Annotated in this window: 19 protein-coding genes; 8 read left to right on the forward strand and 11 right to left on the reverse strand. The window is 56.2% G+C overall.

Annotation, left to right across the window (positions count from 1 at the left end):
- Positions 1-20 precede the first annotated feature (20 nt).
- Complete coding sequence (locus tag JN414_RS06100) at positions 21-1136, reverse strand: hypothetical protein (protein ID WP_202207119.1); 1116 nt, start codon at positions 1134-1136, stop codon at positions 21-23.
- 228 nt (positions 1137-1364) lie between these two features.
- Between JN414_RS06100 and JN414_RS06105 the strand changes: the two genes are divergently transcribed.
- On the forward strand, positions 1365-2678 hold the full coding sequence (locus tag JN414_RS06105) for a lipopolysaccharide biosynthesis protein (RefSeq protein ID WP_202207120.1): 1314 nt from the start codon (positions 1365-1367) through the stop codon (positions 2676-2678).
- Positions 2679-2718: 40 nt separating this feature from the next.
- Here JN414_RS06105 and JN414_RS06110 read toward each other — a convergent pair whose 3' ends face one another.
- The gene (locus JN414_RS06110) at positions 2719-4830 is read right to left on the reverse strand and encodes a S9 family peptidase (protein WP_237389905.1); all 2112 of its coding nucleotides are present in this window, start codon (positions 4828-4830) and stop codon (positions 2719-2721) included.
- 232 nt (positions 4831-5062) lie between these two features.
- Between JN414_RS06110 and JN414_RS06115 the strand changes: the two genes are divergently transcribed.
- Complete coding sequence (locus tag JN414_RS06115) at positions 5063-5545, forward strand: DUF2501 domain-containing protein (RefSeq protein ID WP_202207122.1); 483 nt, start codon at positions 5063-5065, stop codon at positions 5543-5545.
- A 73-nt stretch (positions 5546-5618) separates the two neighbouring features.
- Here the strand turns inward: JN414_RS06115 and JN414_RS06120 are convergent, their stop codons facing one another.
- Entirely contained in the window at positions 5619-6383 is a 765-nt protein-coding gene (locus JN414_RS06120) for an SDR family oxidoreductase (RefSeq protein ID WP_202207123.1), read from the reverse strand.
- Between the two features lie 106 nt (positions 6384-6489).
- On the opposite strand from JN414_RS06120, the gene JN414_RS06125 reads away from it, so the two are divergent.
- A complete protein-coding gene (locus tag JN414_RS06125) occupies positions 6490-6912 on the forward strand; it encodes a helix-turn-helix domain-containing protein (RefSeq protein ID WP_202207124.1) in 423 nt (140 codons plus the stop codon).
- Between the two features lie 36 nt (positions 6913-6948).
- On the opposite strand, the gene mdoH is transcribed toward JN414_RS06125, so the two are convergent.
- The 7 genes from mdoH to JN414_RS06155 form a co-directional block, all read right to left on the reverse strand.
- Positions 6949-9123 carry a glucans biosynthesis glucosyltransferase MdoH gene (mdoH, locus tag JN414_RS06130; RefSeq protein WP_202207125.1) on the reverse strand — a complete coding sequence of 725 codons (2175 nt, stop codon included), beginning with the start codon at positions 9121-9123 and terminating at the stop codon, positions 6949-6951.
- A complete protein-coding gene (locus JN414_RS06135; protein WP_202207126.1) occupies positions 9099-10646 on the reverse strand; it encodes a glucan biosynthesis protein in 1548 nt (515 codons plus the stop codon). The genes mdoH and JN414_RS06135 overlap by 25 nt, the downstream gene beginning before the upstream one ends.
- Before the next feature lie 168 nt (positions 10647-10814).
- Positions 10815-11465: a dethiobiotin synthase gene (bioD, locus tag JN414_RS16825; RefSeq protein ID WP_237389906.1), complete on the reverse strand. Its 651-nt coding sequence runs from the start codon at positions 11463-11465 to the stop codon at positions 10815-10817.
- Positions 11462-12232, reverse strand: a complete 771-nt coding sequence (locus JN414_RS16830) for a methyltransferase domain-containing protein (protein ID WP_237389907.1) — start codon at positions 12230-12232, stop codon at positions 11462-11464. Before JN414_RS16830 ends, bioD begins: the two co-directional genes overlap by 4 nt.
- A complete protein-coding gene (locus JN414_RS06145) occupies positions 12225-12851 on the reverse strand; it encodes a biotin synthase (protein ID WP_202207127.1) in 627 nt (208 codons plus the stop codon). The genes JN414_RS16830 and JN414_RS06145 overlap by 8 nt, the downstream gene beginning before the upstream one ends.
- Entirely contained in the window at positions 12848-14029 is a 1182-nt protein-coding gene (locus tag JN414_RS06150; protein WP_202207128.1) for an 8-amino-7-oxononanoate synthase, read from the reverse strand. Before JN414_RS06150 ends, JN414_RS06145 begins: the two co-directional genes overlap by 4 nt.
- Positions 14026-15345 carry an adenosylmethionine--8-amino-7-oxononanoate transaminase gene (locus JN414_RS06155; RefSeq protein WP_237389908.1) on the reverse strand — a complete coding sequence of 440 codons (1320 nt, stop codon included), beginning with the start codon at positions 15343-15345 and terminating at the stop codon, positions 14026-14028. The genes JN414_RS06150 and JN414_RS06155 overlap by 4 nt, the downstream gene beginning before the upstream one ends.
- A gap of 159 nt (positions 15346-15504) precedes the next feature.
- Here JN414_RS06155 and JN414_RS06160 point away from each other — a divergent pair, with 159 nt between their 5' ends.
- On the forward strand, positions 15505-15708 hold the full coding sequence (locus JN414_RS06160; protein ID WP_046900711.1) for a hypothetical protein: 204 nt from the start codon (positions 15505-15507) through the stop codon (positions 15706-15708).
- A gap of 6 nt (positions 15709-15714) precedes the next feature.
- Here JN414_RS06160 and JN414_RS06165 read toward each other — a convergent pair whose 3' ends face one another.
- Entirely contained in the window at positions 15715-17169 is a 1455-nt protein-coding gene (locus JN414_RS06165) for a YdiU family protein (protein WP_202207129.1), read from the reverse strand.
- A 343-nt stretch (positions 17170-17512) separates the two neighbouring features.
- On the opposite strand from JN414_RS06165, the gene JN414_RS06170 reads away from it, so the two are divergent.
- The 4 genes from JN414_RS06170 (at position 17513) to JN414_RS06185 (ending at position 26002) form a co-directional block, all read left to right on the forward strand.
- On the forward strand, positions 17513-19735 hold the full coding sequence (locus JN414_RS06170) for a peptidase domain-containing ABC transporter (protein ID WP_371822700.1): 2223 nt from the start codon (positions 17513-17515) through the stop codon (positions 19733-19735).
- A gap of 3 nt (positions 19736-19738) precedes the next feature.
- Entirely contained in the window at positions 19739-21205 is a 1467-nt protein-coding gene (locus tag JN414_RS06175; protein WP_202207130.1) for an HlyD family type I secretion periplasmic adaptor subunit, read from the forward strand.
- A gap of 63 nt (positions 21206-21268) precedes the next feature.
- Entirely contained in the window at positions 21269-23041 is a 1773-nt protein-coding gene (locus JN414_RS06180; protein WP_202207131.1) for a tetratricopeptide repeat protein, read from the forward strand.
- A 6-nt stretch (positions 23042-23047) separates the two neighbouring features.
- Positions 23048-26002 carry a glycosyltransferase gene (locus JN414_RS06185; protein WP_202207132.1) on the forward strand — a complete coding sequence of 985 codons (2955 nt, stop codon included), beginning with the start codon at positions 23048-23050 and terminating at the stop codon, positions 26000-26002.
- Positions 26003-26040 lie beyond the last annotated feature (38 nt).

Raw genomic sequence — 26040 nt, forward strand, 5'->3', positions numbered from 1 at the left:
GCACTCTTCCTCAGGGATTTTCAGACGTTGTTCATAAAACTGACGATCGCGTCAGCCGCTCTCTGCGATGCCCCGAGCAAGGGCTCCCCAAACGTTTCCCGGAACAGTTTTTCCTGCACTGGGCGATAGAACGCATGACGTTCCTCCGCCCTTGCAACCGCAGGCATGATGTCGGCGGGGTCATCGACCACTTCTCCGAGTGTCCAGTGTAAAAAATACGGATCGTCACGCCATGGGAACTTGTGAGGATTTAGGAAAATACAGGGGCGCGGGATGGCCAGAAACTCATAAACCTGACTGCTGACATCCCCAATATAAAGGGCCGCCTGAGACGTGTAGGTCATGTCCAGCATGGCGTTCGAGCCAGTGTCCACGAGCACCTCGGGGCTTTGCTGGCGTTGGAGCAGACGCTCCCGGATGCCGAAGCCTTTGTGGAACATCTTGATGTGAGGGGCCACGACCAGATTGTAATCGTTCTGTGCCTTAAAGCCTTTGATGATGGTATCCATACATGCGGGTGCAGATGTCAGGACACGCTGATAGTGCGGGTTATAGAGCGCGAAGGGACGTTCGTTGCTGAAAGAAACGGCATTTTCCCGACGGACGGCTTCGAATACGTCGAATTTGGGATAACCCACGATGCGTGATGCCCCGTTCTGGAGAAGCCCTTTGTCCCGGAAGTAAGTCTCGACTTTCGGACCGGGCACAAGCGTCAGATCAAACTCTCGAACAAGATGCTCGTCATTAACGTAACGGTCTCCGGCTCCGTGCATCAGCAGTATGAGCTTCGGGCCGTTCAGCCCCATGTCTTTCAGGACGCCTGCCGTATATTCCGTTGCAACAACCACATCGTACTGGTTCAGCTCTTCAACGTTCTCCCGAAGAATGACCAGTCGCTCCTGATCCAGCCGCCGTGCGCGTTTCAGGATGTTTGCTTTCCAGGATCGGGGAAACGGCAGCAGCGGAAGCGGCGGAACATTCAGGGCTCGTCGGATGCGCGCCAGATGATCAATGGTCTCTGGAAAGCTGTAGTATTCCGTGACGTCACATCCCGGTATTGCCGCAAGTGCACTGGCAACGGATGCGGTGTGATAGCACTGATAAGGCTCGGCAATATAAATGAAGGCGATTTTCATGAGCGTCTTTTGCGTCCTGCCCGGAGCAGACTGCCTGCTGCTCTTGTCCGGAACGCCGTCTGCTGGAAGGGCGCCATCCCGGTTATGAATTGCCTCTGAAACACTTCGGAGGCTCGGAATAGGGCCCTGTTCATAGCCCTCGGGTCTTTGCTGTCAAGAACGCGGCAAAACGCAGGGATGCATGTTCCGGCATGGACACTCCCGGGGCTTTGTGGTCAGAAAGCCCGCATGTCCGCCGAGCGTTCTGTTTTCAGATCCATTTTCCGAAATGTCAGTGTTCTCACCCTTGGCCGTGTGGTCAATGCCTTGTGCAGCTTTGTCTATATCGCGTTTACCGTGCGCGCTTTGGGCCTCTCTGACTTCGGATTGCTGATCCTTATCCATTCTCTGGCCTCGACCGGGTCCGTTCTGTCACGAATGCAGTCCTGGCAGACGCTGATCCGCTTTGGCAGCGACGCATTCAGCAAGAACGAAACGGACCTGCTGCGGAAGGTCGTTCATTTCTGTATCCGGCTGGATACGATGTCTGCGGCAGGGTCGATTATTTTCGGGCTTGTCGCCGTGCAGATTTATGGTGTGACGGCACACTGGTCCAGGCATGTCCGGTTTCTGGCGGATCTGTACGTGATCGTGAGCCCACTGATGTATTCAGGCTGGGCCAACGGTATTCTGCGAATGGCGGGGAAATTTCACCTTGTCCCGATCATTGATACCTGTGCCGCGATCGTAAAGACGGTGGGAGTTCTGGTCGGATATGCCCTGCATCTGAAGCTTGGATATTTCCTTGCAATGTGGGCGCTCGCGATCATCATCGATTACGGTTTCTACTTCTACTATGCGATGGATATCCTGCGAAGGAAGTTCCGGTTCCGCTATTTCCAAGCCTATCGCAGTTGGCGCTGGCAGATCCCCGGCATGTGGCAGTTTACGCGTGCGGCTAGCGTGAACCAGACACTCGGTAACATTTCCGGGCATGTTGCAACGCTTCTGGTCGGTAACGGCCTTGGCCCGGCGGAAGCTGCTGTTTTCCGCGTTTGTCGCCAGATTGCGGACGGGATTGTTACGCCTGCCCAGCTCATCTCGCCGGTGCTGTACCCCGAACTGGTCAAGATGCGGGACAAGCAGGACTGGAAAGGCCTCAAGCGCGTTACATGGAAAATGTTTGGCGTGCTGACCGCACTGTCCCTGCTGCTTCTGGTGCTGTCTGCGTTTTTTGGCTCAAAGATTTTCCGTTTGATGCTGCATGTTCATGTGCATCACACATCGCTTTACATTTCCATCATGCTGATGGCCGCCGTTTTCAGCCTGCTGGTCATTCCGCTGGAGCCCCTGCTGATCGTCGTCGGGCATGTGAAGTTCCTGATGACCAGCCGCACGGCCATCATGGCGATCTATTTTCCCGCGCTCTATGTCCTGACCATGCATTTTGGTCTCGCCGGTGCCTGCCTGACGACGGCAGCCTGTAACGCGGCTATCTTGCTGTCACGGTTTGCCGGGGTCTGGATGTTTGGCGGACGGATCGGGAAGCCGAAACCCGAGTGATGTCTGACCCACTGTAGGCGTGGGCCAGACTGTCATCCCTTTAACGCAGCGGCGCGCGATCCATTGCCCAGATGGCGAAAGCCTGCACCAGTGCAACTTCTTCCAGTCGCTTGAAGCGCCCGGATGATCCACCATGGCCAGCATCCATGTTGATGCGGCACAGGAATGGGCCGCCTGAGGCCACTTCACGCAGCTTGGCAATCCATTTTGCAGGTTCCCAATAGGTCACTCGCGGATCTGAAAGGCCTCCCATGGCAAGAATGGGCGGGTAGGGGCGCGCCTGAATGTTGTCATACGGGGAATAGCTGGCAATGAGATCGTAGGCCTCTTCATCTTCGAGTGGGTTTCCCCATTCCGGCCATTCGGGTGGGGTCAGCGGCAGGGAAACGTCAGACATGGTGTTGAGCATGTCCACGAACGGCACCTGCGCGGCGATCCCGGCGAAGAGGTCCGGCGCCATGTTGGCGACAGCGCCCATCAGTAGGCCCCCCGCTGAGCCCCCATGAGCAACAATGCGCCCTGCTGAGCCATAGCCCTCTTTGGCCAGATACTCTGCGGAGGCAATGAAGTCCGTGAAGGTGTTGGGTTTGGTCTTGCCGCGCCCTTGCAGGAACCAGTTCCAGCCTTTCTCGGACCCACCACGGATATGCGCGATGGCATAAACCCATCCGCGGTCAACGAGACTGAAGACTGTTGTGGAGAACCCTGCATCCATTGCAATGCCGTAGGAGCCATATCCGTAGAGCAGAAGGGGGGCAGAGCCATCCAGCGGCTGGCCTTTTCGCATCAGAACGGTGACGGGAACCTGCTCGCCATCCGCCGCCGTCGCGAACAGACGCCGCGTTTCATACTGCGCCGGATCATGGCCAGACGGGACATCGCGAACCTTCTTCAGGGTTCGCTCGCCTGTTGCCAGATTGTAGTCATACCAGTGCGCTGGCGTTGTCGGGGATTGATAGACGTAACGCAGAACAGAGCCGTCATATTCCAGAATGCCCTGAAGGGTCAGATCATATGCGGGTTCGTCCATTCCGATCGTGGCGGCCTGCGCACGAACATCTCCTGTTACGCCTGCCTTTACGACGCGGATATAAACGTTTCCGTCTTTCCGCTCTGCCCATGCCAGATAATCACGCGACGCCGTAGCTGCCAGAAGGTAGTGCCCCTCCAGATACGGGACGAACGGGCGCCAGTTTTCCCGATCTGTGGCCGTATCGGGCGTTTGCATGAACTGGAAATCGACAGCGCCGCCCGCGTTGGTGAGAATGATGAAACGATCATTCCAGTGCGTGAAGGAATAGCGCTCTCCCCGGACCAGGGGAGCTGCAACAACAGGCATTACTGTCGGCTCGGCAGCAGGAATCAGAAGCGTCTCATTCGTATCGTGATCCCCGCGTTCGATAACGATCCACTTGCGAGAGGCGCTGGTGCCGATGCTGAGGAAAAAGCCTGCATCGGTTTCATCGAAGACGAGTACGTCCGCCCCGCCGGTCAGAGGACGGCGGTAAATCCGTGATGGGCGGCCATTGTCGTCCCGGAAGATCCAGAACAGCCACGCACTGTCAGGGGAAAGAGCAAAGCTTCCGGTCGTGCTCTCAACCGCTTCGGCGCAGAGTTCTCCGGTCTCCAGGTCCTTGACCTGAATGCGATAAACTTCAGAGCCCTGCACGTCTTCGGAATAGACAAAGTAGCGATGATCTGCAGAGTGGGCCGTCCCGCCGAGCGCATAATAGTCAAACTGTTTGGCGCGGGCGTCCACATCCAGAAGGATCTGCTCTTCTCCGCCGTCGCGCGGGCGCCGTGCCCGGAGAGGATGCTGAGCCCCATCTTCAAAGCGGCTGTAATAGGCCCAAGGACCATCAGGCACGGGAATGGATTCTTCGGCAAGGGGAATACGACCGATCATTTCCTGCAGAAGCTCTTTGCGAAGCGGTTCCATGCCAGAGAGCACCGCTTCGGCGTACGCATTTTCTGCCTTGAGGTGATCGGTGATGTTCTGACGAAGGACAGACGGATCCCGCAGAACCTGCTGCCAGTTCTCGTCCTTCATCCAGGCGTAGGCGTCAGTTCTGGTCCGGCCAAGCTGCGTTGTTGACAGGGGCTCCTGCTTTGGAGCCGGCGGAACGGGGAGGGATTGCATCGCGTCTGACATATCCGAAACCTTGGCGCAGAAATGCCGGGGACTCAATCCAGCGTTAATGGACTGCCTGAATGCGGGGCCTCATGGCGTTATAAAATCGGGAAAGATGATTCGAAAAGAAACCAAGTCGGATCTCAAGTGTTTTTAGAGAACGGCCGTGAGATAGCCAGCAGAGTATTGCTCTGGTGATTATATTCCTGAATAGCCGCTGTGTAATAATATCGAACATGGAAAGACTCTATCCATGAATACCAATAAGTATTTTGCTGCCGTTGCCGCTCTTGGCCTTGCTGTCTCTGGTGCTGCTTTTGCACAGACAGCTCCGCAGCCTGGACAGCCGATTGTTCCACCAGGAACTCAGGCTGTGATCACGCCTAACCACGTGCAGGCCGTCGGTGGTATCAACGGTATTGCAACTGCATCAACGCCTGGTACGCTTGGTGAAAATGGCATGCCATCCATCGACAATGCGCAGGCTGGCAACGTGGCAGGCCTGACGTCCTATTGCATCCATAAGAAGCTCTCGCTGGGTACAGGGCCGCGCTCGGCATCCCGCAAGCTTGCCAAGCGCTCTGATGTTCAGAACGACCAGTACTACTCACTGGGTGGCCGTGGTCTGCTCCAGACCAGCACCAACACGCCGTTCGACATCTCCACGCTGCCCAAGGACAAGCAGGTTCTGGTCTGCCGTGATCTCTTCAAGAAGGCTCAGAGCCTCGGCAACTGAATCTTTTGAGTTTTCGTCCTGAGAAAAGCCCCGGAGCAACTGCCCCGGGGCTTTTTTTATGAGCATTGGCCTCTTAACCGTTGCGGGCTTGCGCGGCAAAAGCGTTGAGCTTGGTCAGTGTTTCATCGAACTGACCATTGGCCTCCGCAAAGCGTAGAAAGCGCATGCGTTCGACAAGAATTTCCGGTGGCGTGGGCTGTTGCGTCAGCAACGCCATGACTTCATCCGTAAAGTCCGTCAGGGGCTGATAGCCGGGGCGCGTTTCTTGGCCAGGCGTGAGGCCTGTCTGTACTGCGGGGGGCGCAAGTTCGATAACCTCGACTTTCCCTTTCAGAACCTCTCGGAGGGCAATCGTGTAGGAATGGATCGCGGCTTTGGTGGCATTATAGGTGGGTGTTGTCGTCAGCGGCACGAATGCCAACCCGGATGTCACATTGATCACGACGGCATCCGGCTGCTTGAGCAGATGATCCGTCAGGCTGTTGATCAGGCGGATCGGCCCGAGGAGGTTGGTCGTGATCGTCGCTTCGGCATCCGCCAGATCATGCGTCTGCGCCAAATCTTCAAATCGCATGATGCCGGCATTGTTGATCAGAACATTAAGTGACGGATATGCGCTTAGAAGCCGTTCTGTAAAATCAGCAATCCCCTCCGGGCTTTCAATATCCAGCACTAGTGCATGCATGTTGGCTCGACCGGCGATCGTTTCATCCAAAGCATTCTGGCGACGCCCGGCGACGACAACCGTGTTGCCAGCATCATGCAGTCGCTGTGCAAGAGCCTGGCCTATGCCTGAGCCACCACCAGTGATCAGGATTGTGTTTCCGCTCGGTTTCATTGGAGTTGCTCCATTGAGAATTGGAACGCTCTATCTAGCGGGCTATCGTCAATTCGAAAGAAGGCACCTCAAAGATTTATACGCACCGAAAAGAGAGTGACCCCCTATGACGGATAACCCCTACGAAGCCTCGCCTGAACGCCGTGCCAAGCGTTTGGCCGAAGCAACGCCACCTACGGAGTGCGATGCGCGCGTTGAGCGGTTGGTGACGGAGCTCATTGGTCGCGTTGCTGACAAATGGACGATGATCATTCTGGAGGTTTTGGAAGAGCACAAGGAATTGCGCTTCACGCAGTTGGCACGAAAAGTCGAGGGTATCAGCCAGAAGATGCTGACCCAGACACTCCGGCAAATGGAACGGGACGGGATGGTGACCCGTACGATTCACCCGGTTATTCCGCCACGGGTGGATTATCGTCTTACAGCGCTGGGACTAAGCCTGGGCGCAGCGTTTTGTGGGGTGTGGATCTGGGCAGAGAAAAATCTGTCTGAAGTGGAAGCCGCCCGGAATGCTTTTGACAGCAAATAATCTGTGGCTGGCATACTTTGCCAGCCACAGAGAGGGTTAGTCCGGAAGGTTCTCGACGAGTGCGACGCCTTCGGCCGCCCCGAGGACTGAGGCCTTTTCCTGTCGGGTCAGTTTGGAAAGGGCGGCCTTGATGGAGGGCGCCTCTTTCAGCTTGACCAGTCCAACCAGCAGGTTGGCATCAATCGCACTGCCAGCCTTGCGGGTTGGCGGAAGTGCGCCAAGGTGGGCGTCTAGAAGTGTCCGATCCGTCCGCAGAAGGGCGAATGCCTCGCTGGGCGGCTGATGAGGGGCGTGCAGAGCCTCTGTGCGCTGACGTTCGTTCTCTTCTGCAAGACGAAGAATAGGCGGGGGGGCCGTTTCTTCTTCGATCAGCAGAAATCCAGCCCGACGGAGTCCTAGTCCAACATCGCGGCTGGCTGTCACGGCCGCAAGTGGAATAGCCAGCACAAGCCCAAGCAACACTGGTGTCATCCACAGAAAGAGTGCGTGTGAAACGGACCAGGCGGCTGCGGCCAGCAGAAGGCCGAACACTGTATAAACCCAGTATCCACGTGCAACTTCACGGAGTGAAACCCGCCCGTCTTCACGGTTCTGGGCATTCCAGCCAGAATCCCGGCCCAATAGAATGGAGATAACCCCAGACGTCTGGATCAGCATGGCAATCGGCGCAATCAGGCCACCAATCAGGGTTTCCAGAATGATGGAAAGGAAAAGCCGGATAGCACCGCCGGAACCGCGTAAGGCAGAGCGATCAAACATCATGGCAATGAACGCCAGGAATTTTGGCGCCAGAAGGATGCCCATCGTGCCGATGAAAACGAACTTTGCCTGTACAGGATCGACGCGCGGCCAGTGCGGATAAAGCGTCGGCTTCGTGCCGAAATATTCCGGATGATAGAAATGCGACTGAAGGGAAATCAGGATTCCGAACAGCAGGAACAACAGCCAAAGCGGAGACATGATGTAGGAACCAATGCCCGTCAGCATGTGTGTACGGCTGACCCAGTGCAGGCCTTTGGTTCCAAGGATCTTGGCGTGTTGGAGGTTGCCCTGACACCAGCGGCGGTCACGAATGGCCACATCCGTCAGGGACGGTGGGCTTTCCTCATAAGACCCGAACAGGCCAGGCACCATGTGAATGGCCCAGCCACCACGTCGCATGAGCGCTGCTTCGACGAAGTCATGGCTGAGAATATGGCCGCCGAAGGGCGGTCTACCTTTCAGATGCGGCAGGCCCGCCTGTTCGGCAAAAGCCCGTGTCCGGATAACGGCGTTATGGCCCCAGTAATTCCCTTCCGAGCCATGCCACCAGGCAATGCCATGGGCAATGAGTGGGCCATATACGCGGCCTGCAAACTGCTGCATGCGGGCAAATAATGTCCGGCCGCCCACAATAACCGGAAGGGTCTGGATCAGCCCGACGCCCTCATGGTTTTCCATGGCGGAAACGACACGCACGATCAGGCTGCCGTCCATCACGCTATCAGCATCAAGGGTGAGCATCTGCTGGTACGAGTTACCAAAGCGTATCACCCAGTCGCCCAGATTGCCTGCCTTGCGATCTGTATTCTGATGGCGGCGGCGATAGAAAATGCGCCGATCATCACCAGTCGCCCGACGGAGGGCAAGGAAGGCACGCTCTTCCTGTAACCATACGTCCGGATTGGTCGTATCAGACAGAATGAAGAAGTCGAACGCATCAATCTGGCCGGTGGCAAGAATGCTGTCATAGATGGCCTTCAGGCCGCCCAGAACGCGTTCCGGATCTTCATTATAAGTCGGCATCAGCACGGCAGTCCGTGCTTTCAGCATTGGAAGAGCACCGTCCCGATGAATGCCGAGCCCAAGGCCTCCGCGTGTGATCAGGGAGACGAACCCACCAAGACTTGAGGTGAAGGAAAGCGCGATCCAGAAGCCGAGAATGGCGAAGAGGATCAGCACAATCACACCAAGCGTAGAGACGCCCAGAGAGTTGAAGACCTGATTGATCCTGTAGATGCCAAACCCGGTCAGCGCGAGCGCTGAGCCAAACACGAAAAGCCGCCGTAGCCAAAGTGTCTTCGGCGTCGTGTCCAGAACCCGGAAAGGGCGACCATGCCGGTCAGGCTGCTGATGGAGGTTTTGAGGCTCCATCCTGAGCGGAGCCTCGTGGGGCAGGAAGGGGGCTTCGGACGGAGACATATTGGTTACGGCGTCCAACGGTACATCCATTTTTCTGAGATCGGACCCTGATCGTTGGCAAGCTGAGCCTGGAGTTCAGAGGCTTTGGCATCTCCAGGAACGAATTCAAAGGTTGTTCTCCAGCCCTTGATGTTCGGATTGGGTTCAACAACCACATTCCGGATTGTTCCGGGCGATGCCTGTGAAATCAGGTGGAAATGCGCATCCTGCGGAATGTTCTGGAACGGTGCGCCTGTAAAGTCGATCACGAACATGCGTGCATCAGTATGGTCTGTGACGGCACCAATCCGAGTCCCAGCGACACGTGCCAGCGGTGTGGGCCACGGCGTATCCCAGCCCCAGTACATCCGGTAGGTGAAACTGTATTCCTGACCGGCCTTCAGAGCGTCTTTCGGCCGCCAGAACGTCACGATGTTGTCGTTGACCTCATTGGGCGTCGGAATTTCGACGAGATCCACCGCTCCATCACCCCAATTGCCAATAGGCTCGATCCACAGGGATGGGCGCTTCTCGTAGTTGAGGGCAAGGTCCTCGTAGTCATGGAAGGAGCGCTTGCGCTGCATCAGGCCGAAGCCGTGCGGGCTGCTATCCTGGAAGGCCGAAAACTGAAGGTCGGTCGGGTTGACCAGAGGGCGATAGAGCTGCTGCCCAGATCCGGTCCACACCTGAAGAGCTTCGCTGTCATGGGCGGCCGGGCGCCAGTCATCGACGTGGTTATGTTCGTTGGCATCGAAATAGAACATGCCCGTAAGAGCGGCGATGCCGGCTTCGGTAATATCCTGCCGCGGAAAGAGCGAGGATTGCACGTCAAAAACAGTCGTGTCGCCAGGTCGGATGGTAAAGCTGAAAGCTCCCGTGACGGACGGGCTGTCCAGAAGGGCATGAATGACAACGGATTGAACGCCAGGTTCCGGCTTTTCCAGCCAGAACTCACGGAACAGAGCGAATTCCTCGCCTTTTGAATTCCCCGTGCCGTTGGCGAAGCCCCGGGCAGACAGTCCGTAGTTCTGCCCTTTGGCAACAGCACGGAAATAGGATGCGCCAAGAAACACGGCGCATTCTTCCATTTGACCTGGTGTGTTGATGGCATAGCGTAGACGAAGACCGGCAAATCCCAGGTCGTCTGTCACGCGCAACATCGGGTTGGCATAGCTGAACAGGTCAGGGTCATAGGCAATTGGGGTCGATTGACCACCGATAACTTCATTCATCGCGATTTTGGGCTTGTAGAGAAAGCCACGCGGGAAAAATTCGACCTCAAATGCCAGGCTTTGCCCATGCCAGAGTGCCCGGTCCGGATTGAAAGTAATGCCTCGGAACTGATCAAAATCCAGATTGGAAATGGCAGAGGGCAGACTTTGCGGAGGTGGAGCGTAAGGAGATCTGGCCAGTTTCTGCGCGATGGCGCGGACAGTTCCATTGTCAAACGGAACAGTCTTTGGAGCCTGCTTGGCGGCAGGCGGCGCGGACTGGGCATAAGCGAAGCGGCCAGACGTTCCCATCAGGGACAGGCCTGCCCCAAGCTTTACCAAATCACGACGCAGGATACTCATACTTTTCCCAACAGTCCCAGTTGTGTGCCTCCCCCTGAAATCAGAGGGCGGTCTTTGATCAAGCGATACGCCGGATGCACTTCGTTGCGAAGAGACGTTCTATGATTACGCAGCTATTTCACAAGGGTCGGATGTGTTCTTTTCATGGCACATCCCAAAAAGAACACATCATTGTGAATTCTGTTGCTGCAAGACACAAAGCGGCGGTACACGGCCAGAAATTTCAGAAACGACGGTTTCATTTATGCTTTCTAAACGTGGAACGCTGAAAAGGATCCGAACGTTCCCGAAATGAGCAATGTCGCGTGCATTTCCTGGATTTTCAGGCCCGCTGAGGACGACCCCCAGAACGGGAATGCCTCTGCGACGAAGCGCTTCGAGACTCAGGAGCGTATGGTTGATGGTTCCTAACCCGCTGCGCGCAACAAGAACGACGGGAAGATCCAGTCGCTGCATGAGATCAATCATCATCATGTTGCTTCGGACAGGCACCATCAGGCCGCCCGCACCCTCAACGACAAGGGGCGCTTTAACGGCGGGGAGAACAAGACGTCCGGGATTGATTGTAACGTTTTCCAGCGCCGCCGCTGCGTAGGGTGCGAGAGGGGCCTGAAGCGCATATGCCGGAGGAATAATCCGATCAGGCGGAAGGGCGGCTAGAGTTTTGACGGTAGAGGTATCGCCTGCTTCGTCTGAAAGGCCGGTTTGAAGCGGTTTCCAGTACGTCGCGGTCCAGGCTTTCGTCAGGATTGCACTGACAAGCGTCTTACCGATTTCGGTGTCCGTACCCGTGACGAACACACCGTGAAAGCTGTTCATGGCATATCCTTCCTGAAAATTCCGATCCCCAAGGCGTAGGTGACGCTGGTGTGCTCTTTATCAAAACAGGACATGGCGCGCCTGAGTGCGTGTACTCCCGCAGGAGTGCTTCCTTTGCCAGGGAGAGACGCGCCGATCTGTTGCAATCTGCGGAGGAATGTTCTGGCGTTTGGGACCGGATCTTGCATGTTTGCGGTATGCCATTGGCCGTGCCCTCCAGAGGGCCATTCCTGCTGAAGCATGGGGGCGCCGGGATAGGATGGAACGCCGCACGGGGCGTCTGTCTTCTGGCAAGCTGAGCGCCACTCTTTCAGGCTCCCTTCAAGCAGCGTTGCAATCATCAGAGTGCCACCCGGCGCCAATAAGCGGCAAAGACGTTCGAGCCCCTTGCTGCGGTTTTCAAACCATTGGAAGCACAGGCTCGATGCGATCAGGTCAAATGGTCCCGTCGCATCCGGGCGCTCTCCATCCATGACCTTGAAGGCGATGTTCTTCTGCCCGTGAAGGCGCGATCTGGTGCGTGCGAGCATAGTCGGGGCGAGATCGGTGGCGAGAATAGCGCTGTTGGGGAAGCCTCTGGAGAGATGCTCTGTGAGGAAACCCGTGCCACACCCGAATTCGAGAATACGGGCCGGCTGAGTCTCGGTCACCTCAGCGACAATTCGCTCGGCCAGAAAAGCGGCGCAACGGCGCTGGATATCTGCCGCAGCGTCATAGTCCTCCGCCTCATCAAACCGGGTGACGATTTGGCGTTTGCGCTCATCCATGCTGTTCGACCTGACGCAGCACAAAATCAGCACAGAGTTCAGGCTGTTCGAGAGGCAGAAGATGGCCGCCTTCAACCCTTTTACCCGGAACACTGAAACCTGCCTGGGCAGGAGGGAACGGATCTGACAGTCCTGTCATCCAGTGAAGCTGGTTCCCCCAGCGGGTCGCTGCATTGCGTTCATCGTTCTGAATCAGATGTTCCAGACCCTGATTCAGAACGGCCGTCACGGGATCTGACGGAATAGGTTTGTCCGTTCCGCATCTCTGGCGGAAATCGTTCAGGACCGTTTTAGGGGAGCGTTGCAGCTGGCGCTTCATTCTTTCCAGAACGCGAAGGGGCACGCCTTCCGGAAAATCGTTGCTCTCAGAAAACCGTCCAAACCCATTGAACATGATGACCCCCAGGCATCCGGGAAGATCCTGTCCCAACAGGTCCAGTGTTCCTGCGGAATGGCCGATCGCCAGATAAGGTTGCTCCGGTTTAGGGGCTGCGTAATGGCATCCGAAATATCCCTTATCCACGACGGACGCTTTGAGGCTGGGAAGGTGCTGAAGCATTGGGTCCCAGAAAGACGCGTCAAATCCCCAGCCATGAACGAGATAAAGGGAGACGGTCATGGCGTGTGCTCACATGCCAGCCGGACAACGGCCTCGCCTAACTGGGTAATCTGTGAATCTGTCAGTCCAGCGCGAAGGGCCAGACGCAAGCGTGCCGTTCCCTGAGGCACGGTTGGTGGGCGAATGGCTACGGTGAGGAAACCTTCGTTTTCCAATGCTCTGGCAACATCAAGCGCTCGCTGGGATTCACCGATCAGGACCGGCACAATCTGTGTTGACGATTCTGCTGTCGAAAGACCGGCCGCGTTCAAAATCGTTCGAAGGTGTGCTGCCTGACCCAACAGTGTCTGCCGTTCACGGTCCATCGTCGGAATAATGTCCAGCGCGGCATCAATGGCTCCCAGGACAGCGGGCGGAAGGGCCGTACTATAAATAAAGCCCGAAGCGTGATTGAGCAGATAGTTACAGAGAGGCCTGGAGCCCGCGATATAAGCTCCCATTCCCCCAAGGGCTTTGCTGCATGTGCCCATTGTCAGATCAGCCAAACCGCCGGAAAGCCCATGCCCGTGGTTTCCAAGAACGCCCGTGGCATGTGCCTCATCGACATACAGGAACGCATCGTAGCGATCGGCCAGCGCGCGTAGGGCAGGAATGTCTGCGCGGTCCCCATCCATGGAAAACACGCTCTCTGTTACGATCATCCGCAAGCCAGGCTTGGTGGCTTCCCGTTTGAGCAGTGTCTCCAGATGCGCAAGATCATTGTGGCGAAAACGATGCTGTCGTACGCCCGCTGCTGCGCAGCCGTGATGGAGGCTGGCATGGTTCAGCCGGTCGGAAAAAACCAGCATCGGATGACCGGTCCGAGCAGTCGAGAGGGCGCACAGGGCAGGGACCACCGAGGCATTGGCTTGCCAGCCGGATGCAAAAAGCAGCGTGGCCTCATATCCTTTGAAGCGCGCCATCTTCTGCTCGACAGCCTGGTGGATTTCCAGCGTTCCACTCACAAGGCGGGACGCCCTTGCCCCCGTTCCAAAGCGCAAAGCCCAGTCAGAGGCACGTTCTTTGAGTAGTGGGTGGTCGGCAAGGCCCAGATAATCATTTGAAGACACATCAATCATGCGACGGCTGTCTCGCAGGACGGTCTGTCCGTCCCGAGTGACCGGACGCAATGTTCGCCGTGTTCCCACAGTTTCGCGGTCGTGAAGGGCGGATGTGAAGTGGGCGTCAAACAGGCTCATGCGTTGTTCCGGAGAACAGTGACAATGCTGGCTGTCAGAAGAGAAAGATCTTCGTCGCTAATCGTGAACGCTGGCGTCAGATACACAATGTTCCGGAATGGGCGGATCCATGTCCCTTGGTTCACGAACGCGCGGCGGAGGACGTCAGGGTCCGCAATGTTTTCCAGTTCCACCACGCCGATTGCACCTAGCACGCGAACATCTTTCACGCCGGGAAGTCCGCGGCATGGTTCCAACTCCCGTTGGAGCTGAACTGAGATGCGAGCAACCTGTTCCAGTCTTGGCTCCTGTTCGAACAGATCCAGTGACGCATTCGCCACGGCGCAGGCCAGCGGGTTGGCCATGAATGTTGGCCCGTGCATGAGCGCCTTGCCAACTTCTGTGGAGAGAAACGCTTCGAAAACGCCTTGTCTCGCCACGGTTGCAGCCAGAGCCATCGTGCCGCCGGTCAGAGCCTTGGAAAGGGCGATGATATCGGGGACGATCTCGGCCTGCTCGCAGGCGAACATCGTTCCGGTTCGGCCAAAACCGGTAAAAATTTCATCCAGAATGAGCAGAATGCCGTATCGGTCACAAATGCTGCGAAGGCGCTGTTGAACGTCCGGACTATGGAACAGCATTCCGCCTGCTCCCTGAACCAGCGGCTCCGTGACGATAGCGGCTACTGTATGCCCTTCAGCGTCCAGCAGGGCTTCAAGTCTGGCCATGCTGTCATCATCAACTGGAAGATCCGCAAGGATCTGGCGGGGAAGAACGCCCGCGAAAAGGCTGTGCATGCCCTCTTCCGGGTCGCAGATGGACATCATGCCCAGTGTGTCCCCGTGATAGCCGCCCCGGAACGACAGCATCTTTGTCCGGCCATGCGTGCCACGGTTGATGTGATACTGAACTGCCATCTTGACGGCGACTTCCATCGCCACTGAGCCAGAATCTGTAAAAAACGTGCGTTCAAGGTCGCCGGGCAGAAGTTCAGCCAGACGTGCTGCTAGACGCCGGGCCGGTTCGTGAACCATTCCTCCGAACATCACATGAGGCATGTCGCTGGCCTGCCGAACGAGTGCCTGCTGAATGTGAGGGTGGCTATAGCCATGGCAGGCGGTCCACCAGGCAGCGACTCCGTCCACGAGTTCGCGCCCGTCTGACAGCGTAATCCGGCTTCCGGACGTGCGGATGGCTTCCACAGGAAAAGGAGCCGTCTGCATCTGGGTGTAGGGCAGCCAGAGGTGGGGAAGGTCGACAGCGGACCGGTTCGCCCCGGTGGATGATGATTTGCAGGACATGCCAGCGTTTTCCCGCATGGCTGGAGGCAAGTCCATCCCCCCGGTCATGATGCTGTCACAGGTTATCATAAAAAGGTCACGCTCTAACGGGAAACGATCTGGCATGAACCCCGTTATTGCAGCGCCCTGGCTGGTGTCAGTGGCGTGGAAAGATAGGTTCTTCCTGGGGCGGAAGGGCAACTGAGGTCAAGACTGATGCTGAATTCCAAGGTTATTCATGTGAACGGCGTGTTTCTGGGCACGGCCATCATGAATCGTGGGATGGATACTCTCCGGTTCTACGCAACGCATGAAAGTGTACGCGCACTCCACAACACCTGCATGCCGGATCTTCTGGCTCTGTACTGTCAGGTCAGACGCCTGTTCAACAACAGTCGCCTGACATTCCAGCCAGCCTGAAGATTTTCAGGTCCCACAGAACGTATTGCGGACATGCTCGTTCGAAGCTGGTGGCAGATCGAGCCCGTCATTGGCGTCCTCGAACGGGCAAGCGAGGGCTGCGGCGAGCTGGTGGAAGAGGGTATAATCCCCAGTTAGTGCAGCTTTGATGGCTGCTTCAATCCGGTGATTACGGGGAATAATGCGAGGATTGCTCGCCTGCATGAGCGCAAAACGCGCGTCAGCCGTTTGATCTTCCGTATCCAGTCTTTCTTTCCAGCTTTGTAGCCACGAAGTGGCAGCTTCCCTGTCTTTGAACTGAGACAGAAAACCTGTGGCGTCGTCTGTGCGGGCCACGGTATTCAGGTGTCGGAACGTGAGCGTAAAGTCCGCCTCGTCACGATGCATCATGGTTAAAAGACGGGAGATAAGGGTCGTATCCGTCCGACCTTCCGAAAACAGGCCGAGCTTTCGACGCCATCCGGAAAGATAAGTCTCCCCGAAAATGCTATCGAAACGGCTCAGCGTGTCTGTCGCAAGGCTGACTGCGTGATCAGTATCGGCATCAATGCATGGCAAAAGTGCTTCTGCCAGACGACCCAAATTCCAGAGCGCCATATCCGGCTGTTGTCCGTAGGCATACCGGCCATTCTGATCAATGAAGCTGAAGACTTTTCCGGGGTCGTAGCTATCAAGGAAAGCGCAGGGGCCAAAGTCGATCGTTTCTCCCGCAATGGACATGTTGTCGGTGTTCATGACGCCATGAATAAATCCGACCAGCATCCATTGGGCAACCAGCCGAGCCTGGCGGTCAACCACAGCATTTAAAAGCTCCAAGGCCCGGTTGGGGCTGTCTGCTAATTCAGGATAGAGCCGTTCAATGACATGATCTACGAGGAGCGTCAGGCCCTCCCGATCCTGGCGTGCAGCGAAAAACTGGAATGTCCCGACCCTGACGTGCGTAGAGGCGACCCGTGCAATTACGCCCCCCGGCATAAGCGTCTCTCGAACGACACTCTCACCCGTCGTGAGGGCTGCAAGCGCCCGTGTTGTGGGAATGCCGAGTGCGGCCATGGCCTCGCTGACCAGGTACTCCCGTAACACAGGGCCTAGGGCCGCATGACCGTCTCCCCGGCGGGAAAATGGCGTAGGGCCTGATCCCTTGAGGTGCAGATCCCAGACTTTGCCTTGTCTGTCCGTCAGTTCTCCGACCAGCATTGCGCGGCCGTCTCCAAGGGACGGAACGAAATGTCCGAATTGATGCCCGGCATAGGCCATCGCAACGGGTGGCGCTTCATCGGGGCGCTGTCCCTGGCTGAGAAAAGCAAGGCCTTCTTTTTGACGAAGCCAGGGACTGTCCAATCCCAGACGTGCTGCAAGCGGTTCGTTCAGAGCAATCAGTTGTGGATTGCGGAAAGGGCGGGGGGCCAATGCGCTGGAAAAGCGCTCGGGCAGAGAGGCATAGTGCCGGGAGATCTGCATGCAAGGTCCTTGTGTGCCCGTGGGACAGAGCTTTGAGAGATAGGTTCCCCGCCCGAGAAATAAAAGAAATCAAGAAATTTTCTGGACACTTATTTCTTTGCAATATGCGCCCAACGGACGCGGAGAAGTCTGGTTATAACAACTCCACGTCCAGTTATTGGCTTTATCTTTGTGGAAACCCGAGCAGATTCGGTCGTGGGCTGACTGTATTTTGTAAAGATTTTTTCCTCGCGAAGAGAAGGGGGAGGTGACGGAAAAGATAGTATTCTCTATTCATGAAGTATGAACGGGCATTTCTGCCTTTGATGCCGCCTGTGCGGGACCACAGCATAGAGGACGTTTCGTGGATCAAACCCAGCGCGTGTCTGGCCCCGGAAGGGATGTAAGCCCGGCAGTCATCCGACTATATGCCGCTTTGGCTGCAGCCCGGTTTCATGGGCTTGAGCTCGATATCCGAGATTTTGCTGCGGAGCCAGGAGAGGATTCTCCTTCCCCTGCATCTCTTGCGCGCTGGTTGAATGAGCAGGGAGCTGTTGCCAAGGGAATGCGCTTGAAATGGCGCTACCTGGTTCGGCTTCAGAACACTCCTCCTGTGGTTCTGATGTTCAAGGATGGCTCGGCCGGCCTCATGGTCGCGACGAACCCTGAAAAGGGCGTTGTCTGGCTCCGTGATCCGATGGGCGGGGATGGCGACACGCCGATCCCGGTAGATGAACTCCGTCTGTCGCAGGTTTGGACGGGTGACGTGCTTCTTGTGAAGCGTCGTCGTGATGAATCTGAGTCTGATGCGCGGTTTGATCTTCTCTGGTTTGCCAAAATGGCAATGCGCGAGAAGAAGATCCTCCGGGATATCGCTTTTGCCTCCATGGTGCTCAGTATTCTACAGATCTTCCCAGCCCTGATCGTCATGCAGGTTCTGGATCGGGTCGTAAATTATCATTCCATGGCGACGCTGGTATCGTTGTCGTCGTTTGTGCTGATCCTGACTTTCTATGAAGTACTTCTGACATACGCTCGGCGTGAACTGTCACTGGTTCTGTCGTCGAGGCTGGATGCAAGGATTTCGCTGCATGCATTCAATCGGTTGCTTGCTCTCCCGCTGGAATTTTATGAGCGGGAACAGACCGGTGAAATCCTCGGGCGTTTTGTCGCGATTTTCAAAGTCCGTGACTTCCTGACTGGTCAGTTGATGTCCACTATGCTGGACCTCTTCACACTCCTCGTGATCCTGCCAGTTCTCTTTCTGCTCAGTTCTACCCTGGCCTGGATGACGCTGGCTGCTGCCGGATGTATCGGCCTGATTGTGGTTATGTTCCTCCCGGCTGTTACCCGCGTCATGGGACGGCAGATCCGTGCGGAAATGAGCCGCGGATCGACGCTGTATGAAACCATTGCTGGCATCCGGACTGTCAAAACACTGGCTCTTGAGGCAACTCGCCGTGAGGAATGGGACCAGAAAACTGCTGAAGTCGTGCGCTGGAAGCTTGCAGCCGGACGGATGTCAAACTGGCCTCAGACTCTCGTTATGCCGTTTGATGCGTTTATCAACCGTGGCGTGATCCTTGTGGGTGCCTATCTTGTGCTCACCAATGCAAGTCACATGCAGGCCGGTGCTCTGGCCGGCTTCATGATGTTGGGTGGACGTGTCGCGGCTCCACTGGTGGGGCTGGCAAAGTTGATGGAATCCATCAATGAAGTGACCGTGTCTCTCGGGGAAGCTGGTGCAGTTCTGAACCAGCCGACAGAGACCAAAGCCCTGACAACGGGCATGCGGCCTCGCATCAAGGGCGCTCTGTCTTTCATGGGTGTTAATTTTTCCTATCCTGGCTCGACTACCAAAGCCTTGGACGACGTGTCGTTCGAAATTCCTGCGGGAACGATGCTCGGATTGGTCGGACGTTCTGGCTCTGGTAAATCGACAGTTACCCGTCTCTTGCAAGGTGTGAGCCGTAATTACACCGGGTATTTACGCTTGGACGGTGTTGATCTTCGTGAAATCAACCTGACTCATCTGCGTCGTTCTTTCGGTGTGGTTCTACAGGACAATTTCCTCTTCCGCGGAACGATCCGCGAAAATATCACAGCGGGCCGTCCTGGACTGACGATTGATGATGTCGTCCGGGCTGCACGTCTGGCTGGTGCTGAAGAGTTTATCGAAAGAATGCCAGCCGGGTATGATACCTGGATCGAAGAGGGCTCGACCAATATTTCCGGTGGTCAGCGCCAGAGACTAGCAATTGCCCGTGCTGTTATCAGTGATCCGAAACTGATGATTCTGGATGAAGCAACCTCTGCACTTGATCCAGAATCTGAAGCATTGGTGAATGCTAACCTGGAGCGCATTGGTAAAGGCCGGACAATGGTGATCGTCTCTCACCGTCTGTCGTCTCTGGTCAACTGTCATCAGATCGCTGTGATGGACAGGGGCAAGCTGATGGATATTGCACCGCATCATGTTCTTCTGGAACGCTGTGAAATCTATCGCACCCTCTGGATGCAGCAGAATCGTCATATGAATGCGTCTGCCGCTGCCAGTGATGCAGACCAACTGGCCGAAGGAGAATAAGACATGAGCTCCTCCGACATTATTCCGAATAACAACGATCAGTCTCCTGAAGACAATGGAAGTGAGAGCTTCACCAGCCATGTCCCGCGGACAGCGACAGATCCATTCGCTCCGCAAGGCATACCCATTGCGCTGTTGGAGTTTCATTCTCCGACTGCCGGTCTGGTTAATCTGCCGGCAACAGCCTCTGCGCGCTATACGATCTGGTTGATTGGCGGTCTTTTCCTGGCATGTCTGGCAGGAATGGCATTTTTCCCGCTCAATCGGATTGTGAGCACCACCGGTCGGCTGGTCTCTACGGAACCGACAATCGTCGTTCAGCCGCTGGAAACTTCCATCGTTCGGTCTATTGATGTTCAGGTCGGTGATTATGTGAAAAAGGGTCAGGTGCTTGCGCATCTGGATCCGACCATCACGAAAGCCGACATCACCAATATGGCTCTGCAGCGTGATTCCTATCAGGCTGAGCGTGATCGTCTGAAGGCAGAGGCAGATGATCAGGATTATCATCCTGACACATCAAATCCTGCATCGGTTCAGCAGGGGGCAGCTTTCCTGCGTCGTCGTAGCGAATATCGCGCTCGTATTCAGAACTATGATCAGCAGATTGCCGGCTTGCAGAGTGACATGCAGGGGTATCGCGCGAATGCGGCCATGTATGCGAGCAAGATGCGGGTGGCTGATGAAGTCCTGAAGATGCGCCAGCATGAGCAGGCAGATCAGGTTGGATCACGTCTCTCCACGCTGGCCGCACAGAATGACATGATGGAAGCGGAGCGGGCTGAAATCTCTGCACAGCAGAGTGCCAATTCCGCTGAGAACAAGCTTGCCGCCATGAAAGCGGAGCGCGAAAGTTTTATCGAAAACTGGAAAGCGCAGGTCTACACAAACCTGACCGAGACCCAGCATCATCTCGATGAATACAGTAGTTCTTACGAGAAGGCGCGTCTGCGGCAGGATCTGATCTTGCTCAAGGCTCCGGAAGATGGAGTTGTGCTTACGATTGCAAAGGCGTCCGTTGGGTCTGTGCTTCAGTCGGCTAATCAGTTCATGACCCTCGTGCCGACGGGTTATGGGGTCGAAATGGAATCCGTCATGCGGGCTGCTGATGCAGCCTTTGTGAAGGTCGGTGATCATGCCCTCGTAAAGTTCGCAGCATTTCCTTTCACACAGTATGGCGGTGCTGAAGCAACGGTGCGGGTTATCAGTGCAGATTCCTTCGATAAATCTGATGCCGCCGGCGGTGGGGGTGGTGACGCCAGTGGGGCTGCCGGTTCTGCCAGTGAAGGCGTCTTTTATCGCGTCCGTCTTCGGATCGACCGTTACACGTTGCATGGGCAGCCGAGTTTCTTCCATCCAGCACCAGGTGTCCCGACGACAGCGGATATTGACGTCGGAAAACGGACAGTCCTGCAATACTTCTTCAGTCGGATAACGCCGACCCTGACAGAAGGCATGAGAGAGCCGTAAGGCCGAGAAAACGCCCGGCCAGTCCGGGCGTTTTACATTTTTGCCGTACCCGAGTTGAGCAACATGACATTCAAGCGCCGCATTACTTCTCTCCTCTCTTCCAAAGGAAAGCTGGAGCAGGCGATCCATTTGATGGAGACGGGAGAAACCGTTCGTGGTTTCGCTCTATTGAGCCGTATGGCGGCTCAAGGTGATATGGAGGCTTCCTTTCGCGTCGGGCGTGCCTATCTGGACGGAGCTGGCGTTCCACCCAGTCTGGAAGAAGGTGCTCGTTGGATTCTGGGCGCGGCAGAAGCCGGTCATGTCGAAGCGACCTTTGTGCTGGCTACACTTTATACGGTTGGCCTTCCTGAAGGGTTCGAAATCCGGGCACAAAAAGCAGGACTGGATCTTTCTGCCCGTCCCGTCTCTGGAAAAAGGCATCCGGATTTTCATCAGGGCCGTCACTGGGCACAGGTCGCCGCAGATGCGGGTTCGGCAGATGCTCAGGCCCTGTTGGGCTATATTCTAACAAACGGTCCAGAAGACCTACGTGATCTTCCTCGGGCTCGTGCCTTGTATGAACAATCTGCCGCCGCCGGGTGCTCTCAGGGGCATCTGGGTCTGGCATTGGCAATTTTGCATTCAGCAGAGACGGAGGATGCCCGGAAAATTGCTGCATCCCATTTAAAGGAGGCAACCAAGGGTGGCCTCGGGACGGCATTCGATATTCTTGGTCGTATGAGTGAGGCCGGTGCTGGTGTTCCTCATGATATGGGAGCAGCAGCCCGCTATTATCGTCAGGCGGCCGAGCGGAACATCGTCGGAGCGCAAGCACGGTATGGCCTGTTCCTGTTAGAGGGTGTCGGTGTTGAGCAGCATTATGGTCGTGCTGAAACCTGGCTACGGCGTGCAGCCCTGAATGGGGATGCAGAGTCTGCTGCGCTCTTGGGCGATCTATATGCCAAAGGTGGCGAGTTACCGCCGAATCTCATGGAAGCGGCGACCTGGTATCGGTTGGCCGCCGAGCAGAAACATGGCGGCGCCGCACGTGCGCTTGGATTGCTCTACCTAACCGGAAACGGCGTTCACCGGGACCCGGATGTGGCGACGTACTGGTTTCGCGTGGCTTCGGAATCCGGTGACCATCATGCCGATGCTGATTTCGGCAATCTGATTCTGACAGGCGCTGCCGCGACGGATGACCAGAAGCAGGCTCTGAAAGAGCGTTTTGAGCGCGCTGCGGAGAAAGGCGACTTGGTTGGCGCTTTCAATCTGGGTGTCTGCTTTGCTGAAGGTGTTGGCGATACGCAGGACGCTGCAGAAGCTGCCCGTTGGATGCAGAAAGCCACCGATGGAGTCGTCAATGCGCAGTTCTGGTACGGCCGGATGCTGTTGGAAGGGCGCGGCGTTCAACCTGACCCGACCCAAGCGATGCACTGGATGGAAAAAGCCGCCGACGCGGGCATGGCTGAAGCTCAGGTGGCGGTTGCGCAGCTTCTGGTGACGGGGCAGATCAACGGTCGGCGCGATCACGTACGGGCTCTGAACCTCTATGAGGCAGCGGCAGACAGCGGAAATACGGACGCGATGTTCTCACTGGCCGCGATGTATGGCGGTGGGCATGATGTTGAAGAAAATCGGGCAGATGCACAGAAATGGTTTCGGAAGGCTGCTCAGCGGGGTAACGGCCTGGCTCAGCTCATGCTGGGCCGATATCTTGTGCGTGGGCTTGCTGGCGTAACAGATCTGGTTGAGGGGCGAAGCTGGCTGGAACGTGCCAAAGCCCAGGGCATTCAGGATGCCGAAGCCGAACTCATCAATCTTGATGATGCCCGCGCTGATGAGGACGACTGATTTCACGTGTCTTCTGACAAAGAGCGCCCAGACCTGACCGGTACGACCTCCCGTGCGGCATTCGGGGGGTATGGTCACGAGGTTACGGACGAAGAACGGGCCGAATGGCGGGAAGTCATGAATGCCCGGGCGCAGAATGCCTTCCGGCGTGGTCAGGAAGCGATGCAAACTGGTCGTTTGCAGGACGGTCTTTTCTGGCTGGAGCGGGCCGAGCGTATGGCGCGCCAGAGCCCGAACGTGACATGGGCTGTGGCGCTCGCTTACCTGAAGGTTGGCCGAATTGCCGAATGTCTGGTCCGTATGGAGCAGCTTTATAATGTGTTCAGGCTACGAGAGGCTGCTTTTCTATCTGTTGTCTGTTTGGCCGGGCAAAATCGGACAGAAGAAGCTGCCGCTCGTTTGGGAAAGACCCTCTCGTGCTTTCATATCCTGCCTGAGCTTCAGGAACTCGCGACAAATCTTGCAAAGCAGACGGGATTGGCAGGCTGGTGTACGGCTTCCAATGGCGGGTGGGTGGATGTTCAGACGTCCGGCATTTTTCGTATTCTGCTAGACGGGATGGAGATTGGGCGGGGCGTCAGTGGGCGTTACTTCCTGCCCGTTGGGTGGCCAAAAGCTTGTCGTCTGGAGGTGCGGTCCGGGCGGAAACATGTTCTTGGCAGCCCGATCAACATTCAGACTTTGACGCGTTGTGAATCGCTTGTGCAGGCAACGGCGAATGGGCTTGAAGGGTGGCTCTGGTATCCTGCGGAGCCAGATCATGTGCCGTCAATCAGGCTTGGAGATGGAGACGTCCTTCAGGTTCCGGCCTTGGCAACGAACGTGGATAGTGACGTTCCCCTTTCAAGGCCTCGCGTCTTTGCCATCCCGAAAAATGAGCTACCAACCGAGGGGAACGGTCTTCTGATGGTCACAGATGACCATGGGAGGCCTTTGTCTGGGGCGCCGGTTGATCCGCTGATCGGGAAACTACTGGCAGGCGATGGCACTCTTCCGTCTCGTTTGCGCCCCGTTCCAGTTATGCCGTGGAAACACCGTCCTGCCGATGATCGTGTGAGTCCCGGATGTGCGATTGTTATTCCAGTTTATCGCGATAAATCTGGGACGCTGGCCTGTCTGCAGAGCGTATTGAAAACCGTACCTGCAGATGTCGCTGTCATTGTAGTGGATGACGCTACACCTGAGCCGGCCTTGGCTGCAGCGTTGGATAACCTTGCAGCAAAAGGTCAGATAACGCTTTTCCGTCACGAACGTAATCTTGGATTTCCTACGTCCGCGAATGACGGAATGCGGCAGGCGGGTGGTCGGGATGTCATCCTTCTGAACAGCGACACTCTTGTATTCCCGGAGTGGGTTGAGCGCTTGCGTGCTCGTATGAATACAACGGATGTTGGGACACTGACGCCATTTTCAAACGACGCCAGTATTCTGTCCTATCCGGCGGTGGATCAGGTTAACGACGTACCCAGCCGGGCTGAAGCCAGAGAGTTGGATCGTCTGTGTCTGCGTCAGTTTTCAGGGATGGCTGCAAAGAGTGATCTCCCGACGGGGAATGGCTTTTGCATGGCCATCACGGCGCACTGTCTGGCTGAGACAGGCTTTTTTCGGGAAGACCTGTTTGGGCAGGGCTATGGAGAAGAAAATGATTTCTGCCTACGGGCTTCTGCTCTAGGCTTTCGGCATTTTCCTGCACCCGATGTCTATGTTGCCCATGTAGGGTCCGTGTCGTTCGGAAGCAGCCGGAAGGCGCTGATGGCGCGGAACCTGGATATCCTGAACGCTCTGCATCCAGGATACGATGTTGCAGTTGCTGCTTTTTTGAAATCCGACCCACTTTTAGAACTCAGGCGGGCGCTTGATGTGGATCGTCTGCAACGCCAACGCGGCAGTAGGCCCTCGATTTTGCTTGTCCAACATGATGCTGGCGGCGGTGTAGGACGTGCCGTTCATCACAGAGCTGCCGAATTTGAGCGGCAGGGCCTGTTACCCCTCGGGTTACGCCCGACGGCTCAAGGATGCTTGTTGGAGTACCTGCCGGGTGGAAAGACGCTCTTTCCCAATCTCACGTTCAAGCTTCCGGAAGAGTTACCATTCCTTGTGGATGTCTTGTCTCAGCTTAGTGTGCAGAAAGTGGAGTGGCACCACCTTGTGGGGCATGCGCCCTGCATTCGGACGCTGCATCACATGCTCAACGTCCCATATGACATCTTCATTCATGATCATATCTGGTTTTGTCCCCGTATTTCGCTTCTGAATGGGGATGGCCGATATTGTGGGGAGCCTGAGGTTGCCGGATGTGAGGCTTGTATTGACCGTTGGGGGGGATATCTGGGGGAAAGCATTACAGTTCCCGAACTGATCGAGCGCTCTGAGCAGGAATTTCGTGAGGCGGAGCAGTTGCTGGTCCCGTCACGGGATACCGCGCAGCGCATGTCACGCCATTTTCCTGATATGTTTTTTTGCGTTACGCCTCTGGAAGACGATGCTCACCTGCTGACCAACCTGCCTGACAAAACAATGATTGTGCCGGGACGGCCATTGCGAATCTGTATTGTCGGTGGGCTGAGCCAATGGAAAGGCTATGACGTTCTGCTGGCAATGGCTCATCATGTTTCAACCATGCCGGTTCAGATTGAGCTTATACTTGTCGGGCACACGCCAGATGATGATGCTTTGATTGCTGCCGGCGTTAAAGTTACAGGAGAATATCGGGAAGATGAGGCTGTGGGCCTCGTTCGGGAACAATATGCCGACATAGGGTTTATTCCTTCCGTAGCGCCTGAAACCTGGTGTTATGCGCTGGGGCTATTATGGAAAAGCGGCTTGCCCGTTGTGTGTTTCGATATCGGTGCCCAGTCGGAGCGTGTGCGACGGAGTAGACGGGGAGGTGTCGTACCTCTCGGTATGCCCGTTGGATTAATCTTGGCTTTTATTTTGCGTTGCTGGCGTGAGGGAAGTTGAGATGAACGGGTTTACGCTTCGACTGGAAAGAGTAAAAT

Source organism: Gluconobacter sp. Gdi (assembly GCF_014132155.1).
Taxonomy (GTDB): Bacteria; Pseudomonadota; Alphaproteobacteria; order Acetobacterales; family Acetobacteraceae; genus Gluconobacter.

Excerpts from the sequence above, each read along its gene's own strand:
- JN414_RS06100 (WP_202207119.1), bottom strand. The coding sequence starts at position 1,136 with ATGAAAATCGCCTTCATTTATATTGCCGAGCCTTATCAGTGCTATCAC.
- JN414_RS06105 (WP_202207120.1), top strand. The coding sequence starts at position 1,365 with ATGTCCGCCGAGCGTTCTGTTTTCAGATCCATTTTCCGAAATGTCAGT.
- JN414_RS06110 (WP_237389905.1), bottom strand. The coding sequence starts at position 4,830 with ATGTCAGACGCGATGCAATCCCTCCCCGTTCCGCCGGCTCCAAAGCAG.
- JN414_RS06115 (WP_202207122.1), top strand. The coding sequence starts at position 5,063 with ATGAATACCAATAAGTATTTTGCTGCCGTTGCCGCTCTTGGCCTTGCT.
- JN414_RS06120 (WP_202207123.1), bottom strand. The coding sequence starts at position 6,383 with ATGAAACCGAGCGGAAACACAATCCTGATCACTGGTGGTGGCTCAGGC.
- JN414_RS06125 (WP_202207124.1), top strand. The coding sequence starts at position 6,490 with ATGACGGATAACCCCTACGAAGCCTCGCCTGAACGCCGTGCCAAGCGT.
- mdoH (WP_202207125.1), bottom strand. The coding sequence starts at position 9,123 with ATGGATGTACCGTTGGACGCCGTAACCAATATGTCTCCGTCCGAAGCC.
- JN414_RS06135 (WP_202207126.1), bottom strand. The coding sequence starts at position 10,646 with ATGAGTATCCTGCGTCGTGATTTGGTAAAGCTTGGGGCAGGCCTGTCC.
- bioD (WP_237389906.1), bottom strand. The coding sequence starts at position 11,465 with ATGAACAGCTTTCACGGTGTGTTCGTCACGGGTACGGACACCGAAATC.
- JN414_RS16830 (WP_237389907.1), bottom strand. The coding sequence starts at position 12,232 with ATGGATGAGCGCAAACGCCAAATCGTCACCCGGTTTGATGAGGCGGAG.
- JN414_RS06145 (WP_202207127.1), bottom strand. The coding sequence starts at position 12,851 with ATGACCGTCTCCCTTTATCTCGTTCATGGCTGGGGATTTGACGCGTCT.
- JN414_RS06150 (WP_202207128.1), bottom strand. The coding sequence starts at position 14,029 with ATGAGCCTGTTTGACGCCCACTTCACATCCGCCCTTCACGACCGCGAA.
- JN414_RS06155 (WP_237389908.1), bottom strand. The coding sequence starts at position 15,345 with ATGGACTTGCCTCCAGCCATGCGGGAAAACGCTGGCATGTCCTGCAAA.
- JN414_RS06160 (WP_046900711.1), top strand. The coding sequence starts at position 15,505 with ATGCTGAATTCCAAGGTTATTCATGTGAACGGCGTGTTTCTGGGCACG.
- JN414_RS06165 (WP_202207129.1), bottom strand. The coding sequence starts at position 17,169 with ATGCAGATCTCCCGGCACTATGCCTCTCTGCCCGAGCGCTTTTCCAGC.
- JN414_RS06175 (WP_202207130.1), top strand. The coding sequence starts at position 19,739 with ATGAGCTCCTCCGACATTATTCCGAATAACAACGATCAGTCTCCTGAA.
- JN414_RS06180 (WP_202207131.1), top strand. The coding sequence starts at position 21,269 with ATGACATTCAAGCGCCGCATTACTTCTCTCCTCTCTTCCAAAGGAAAG.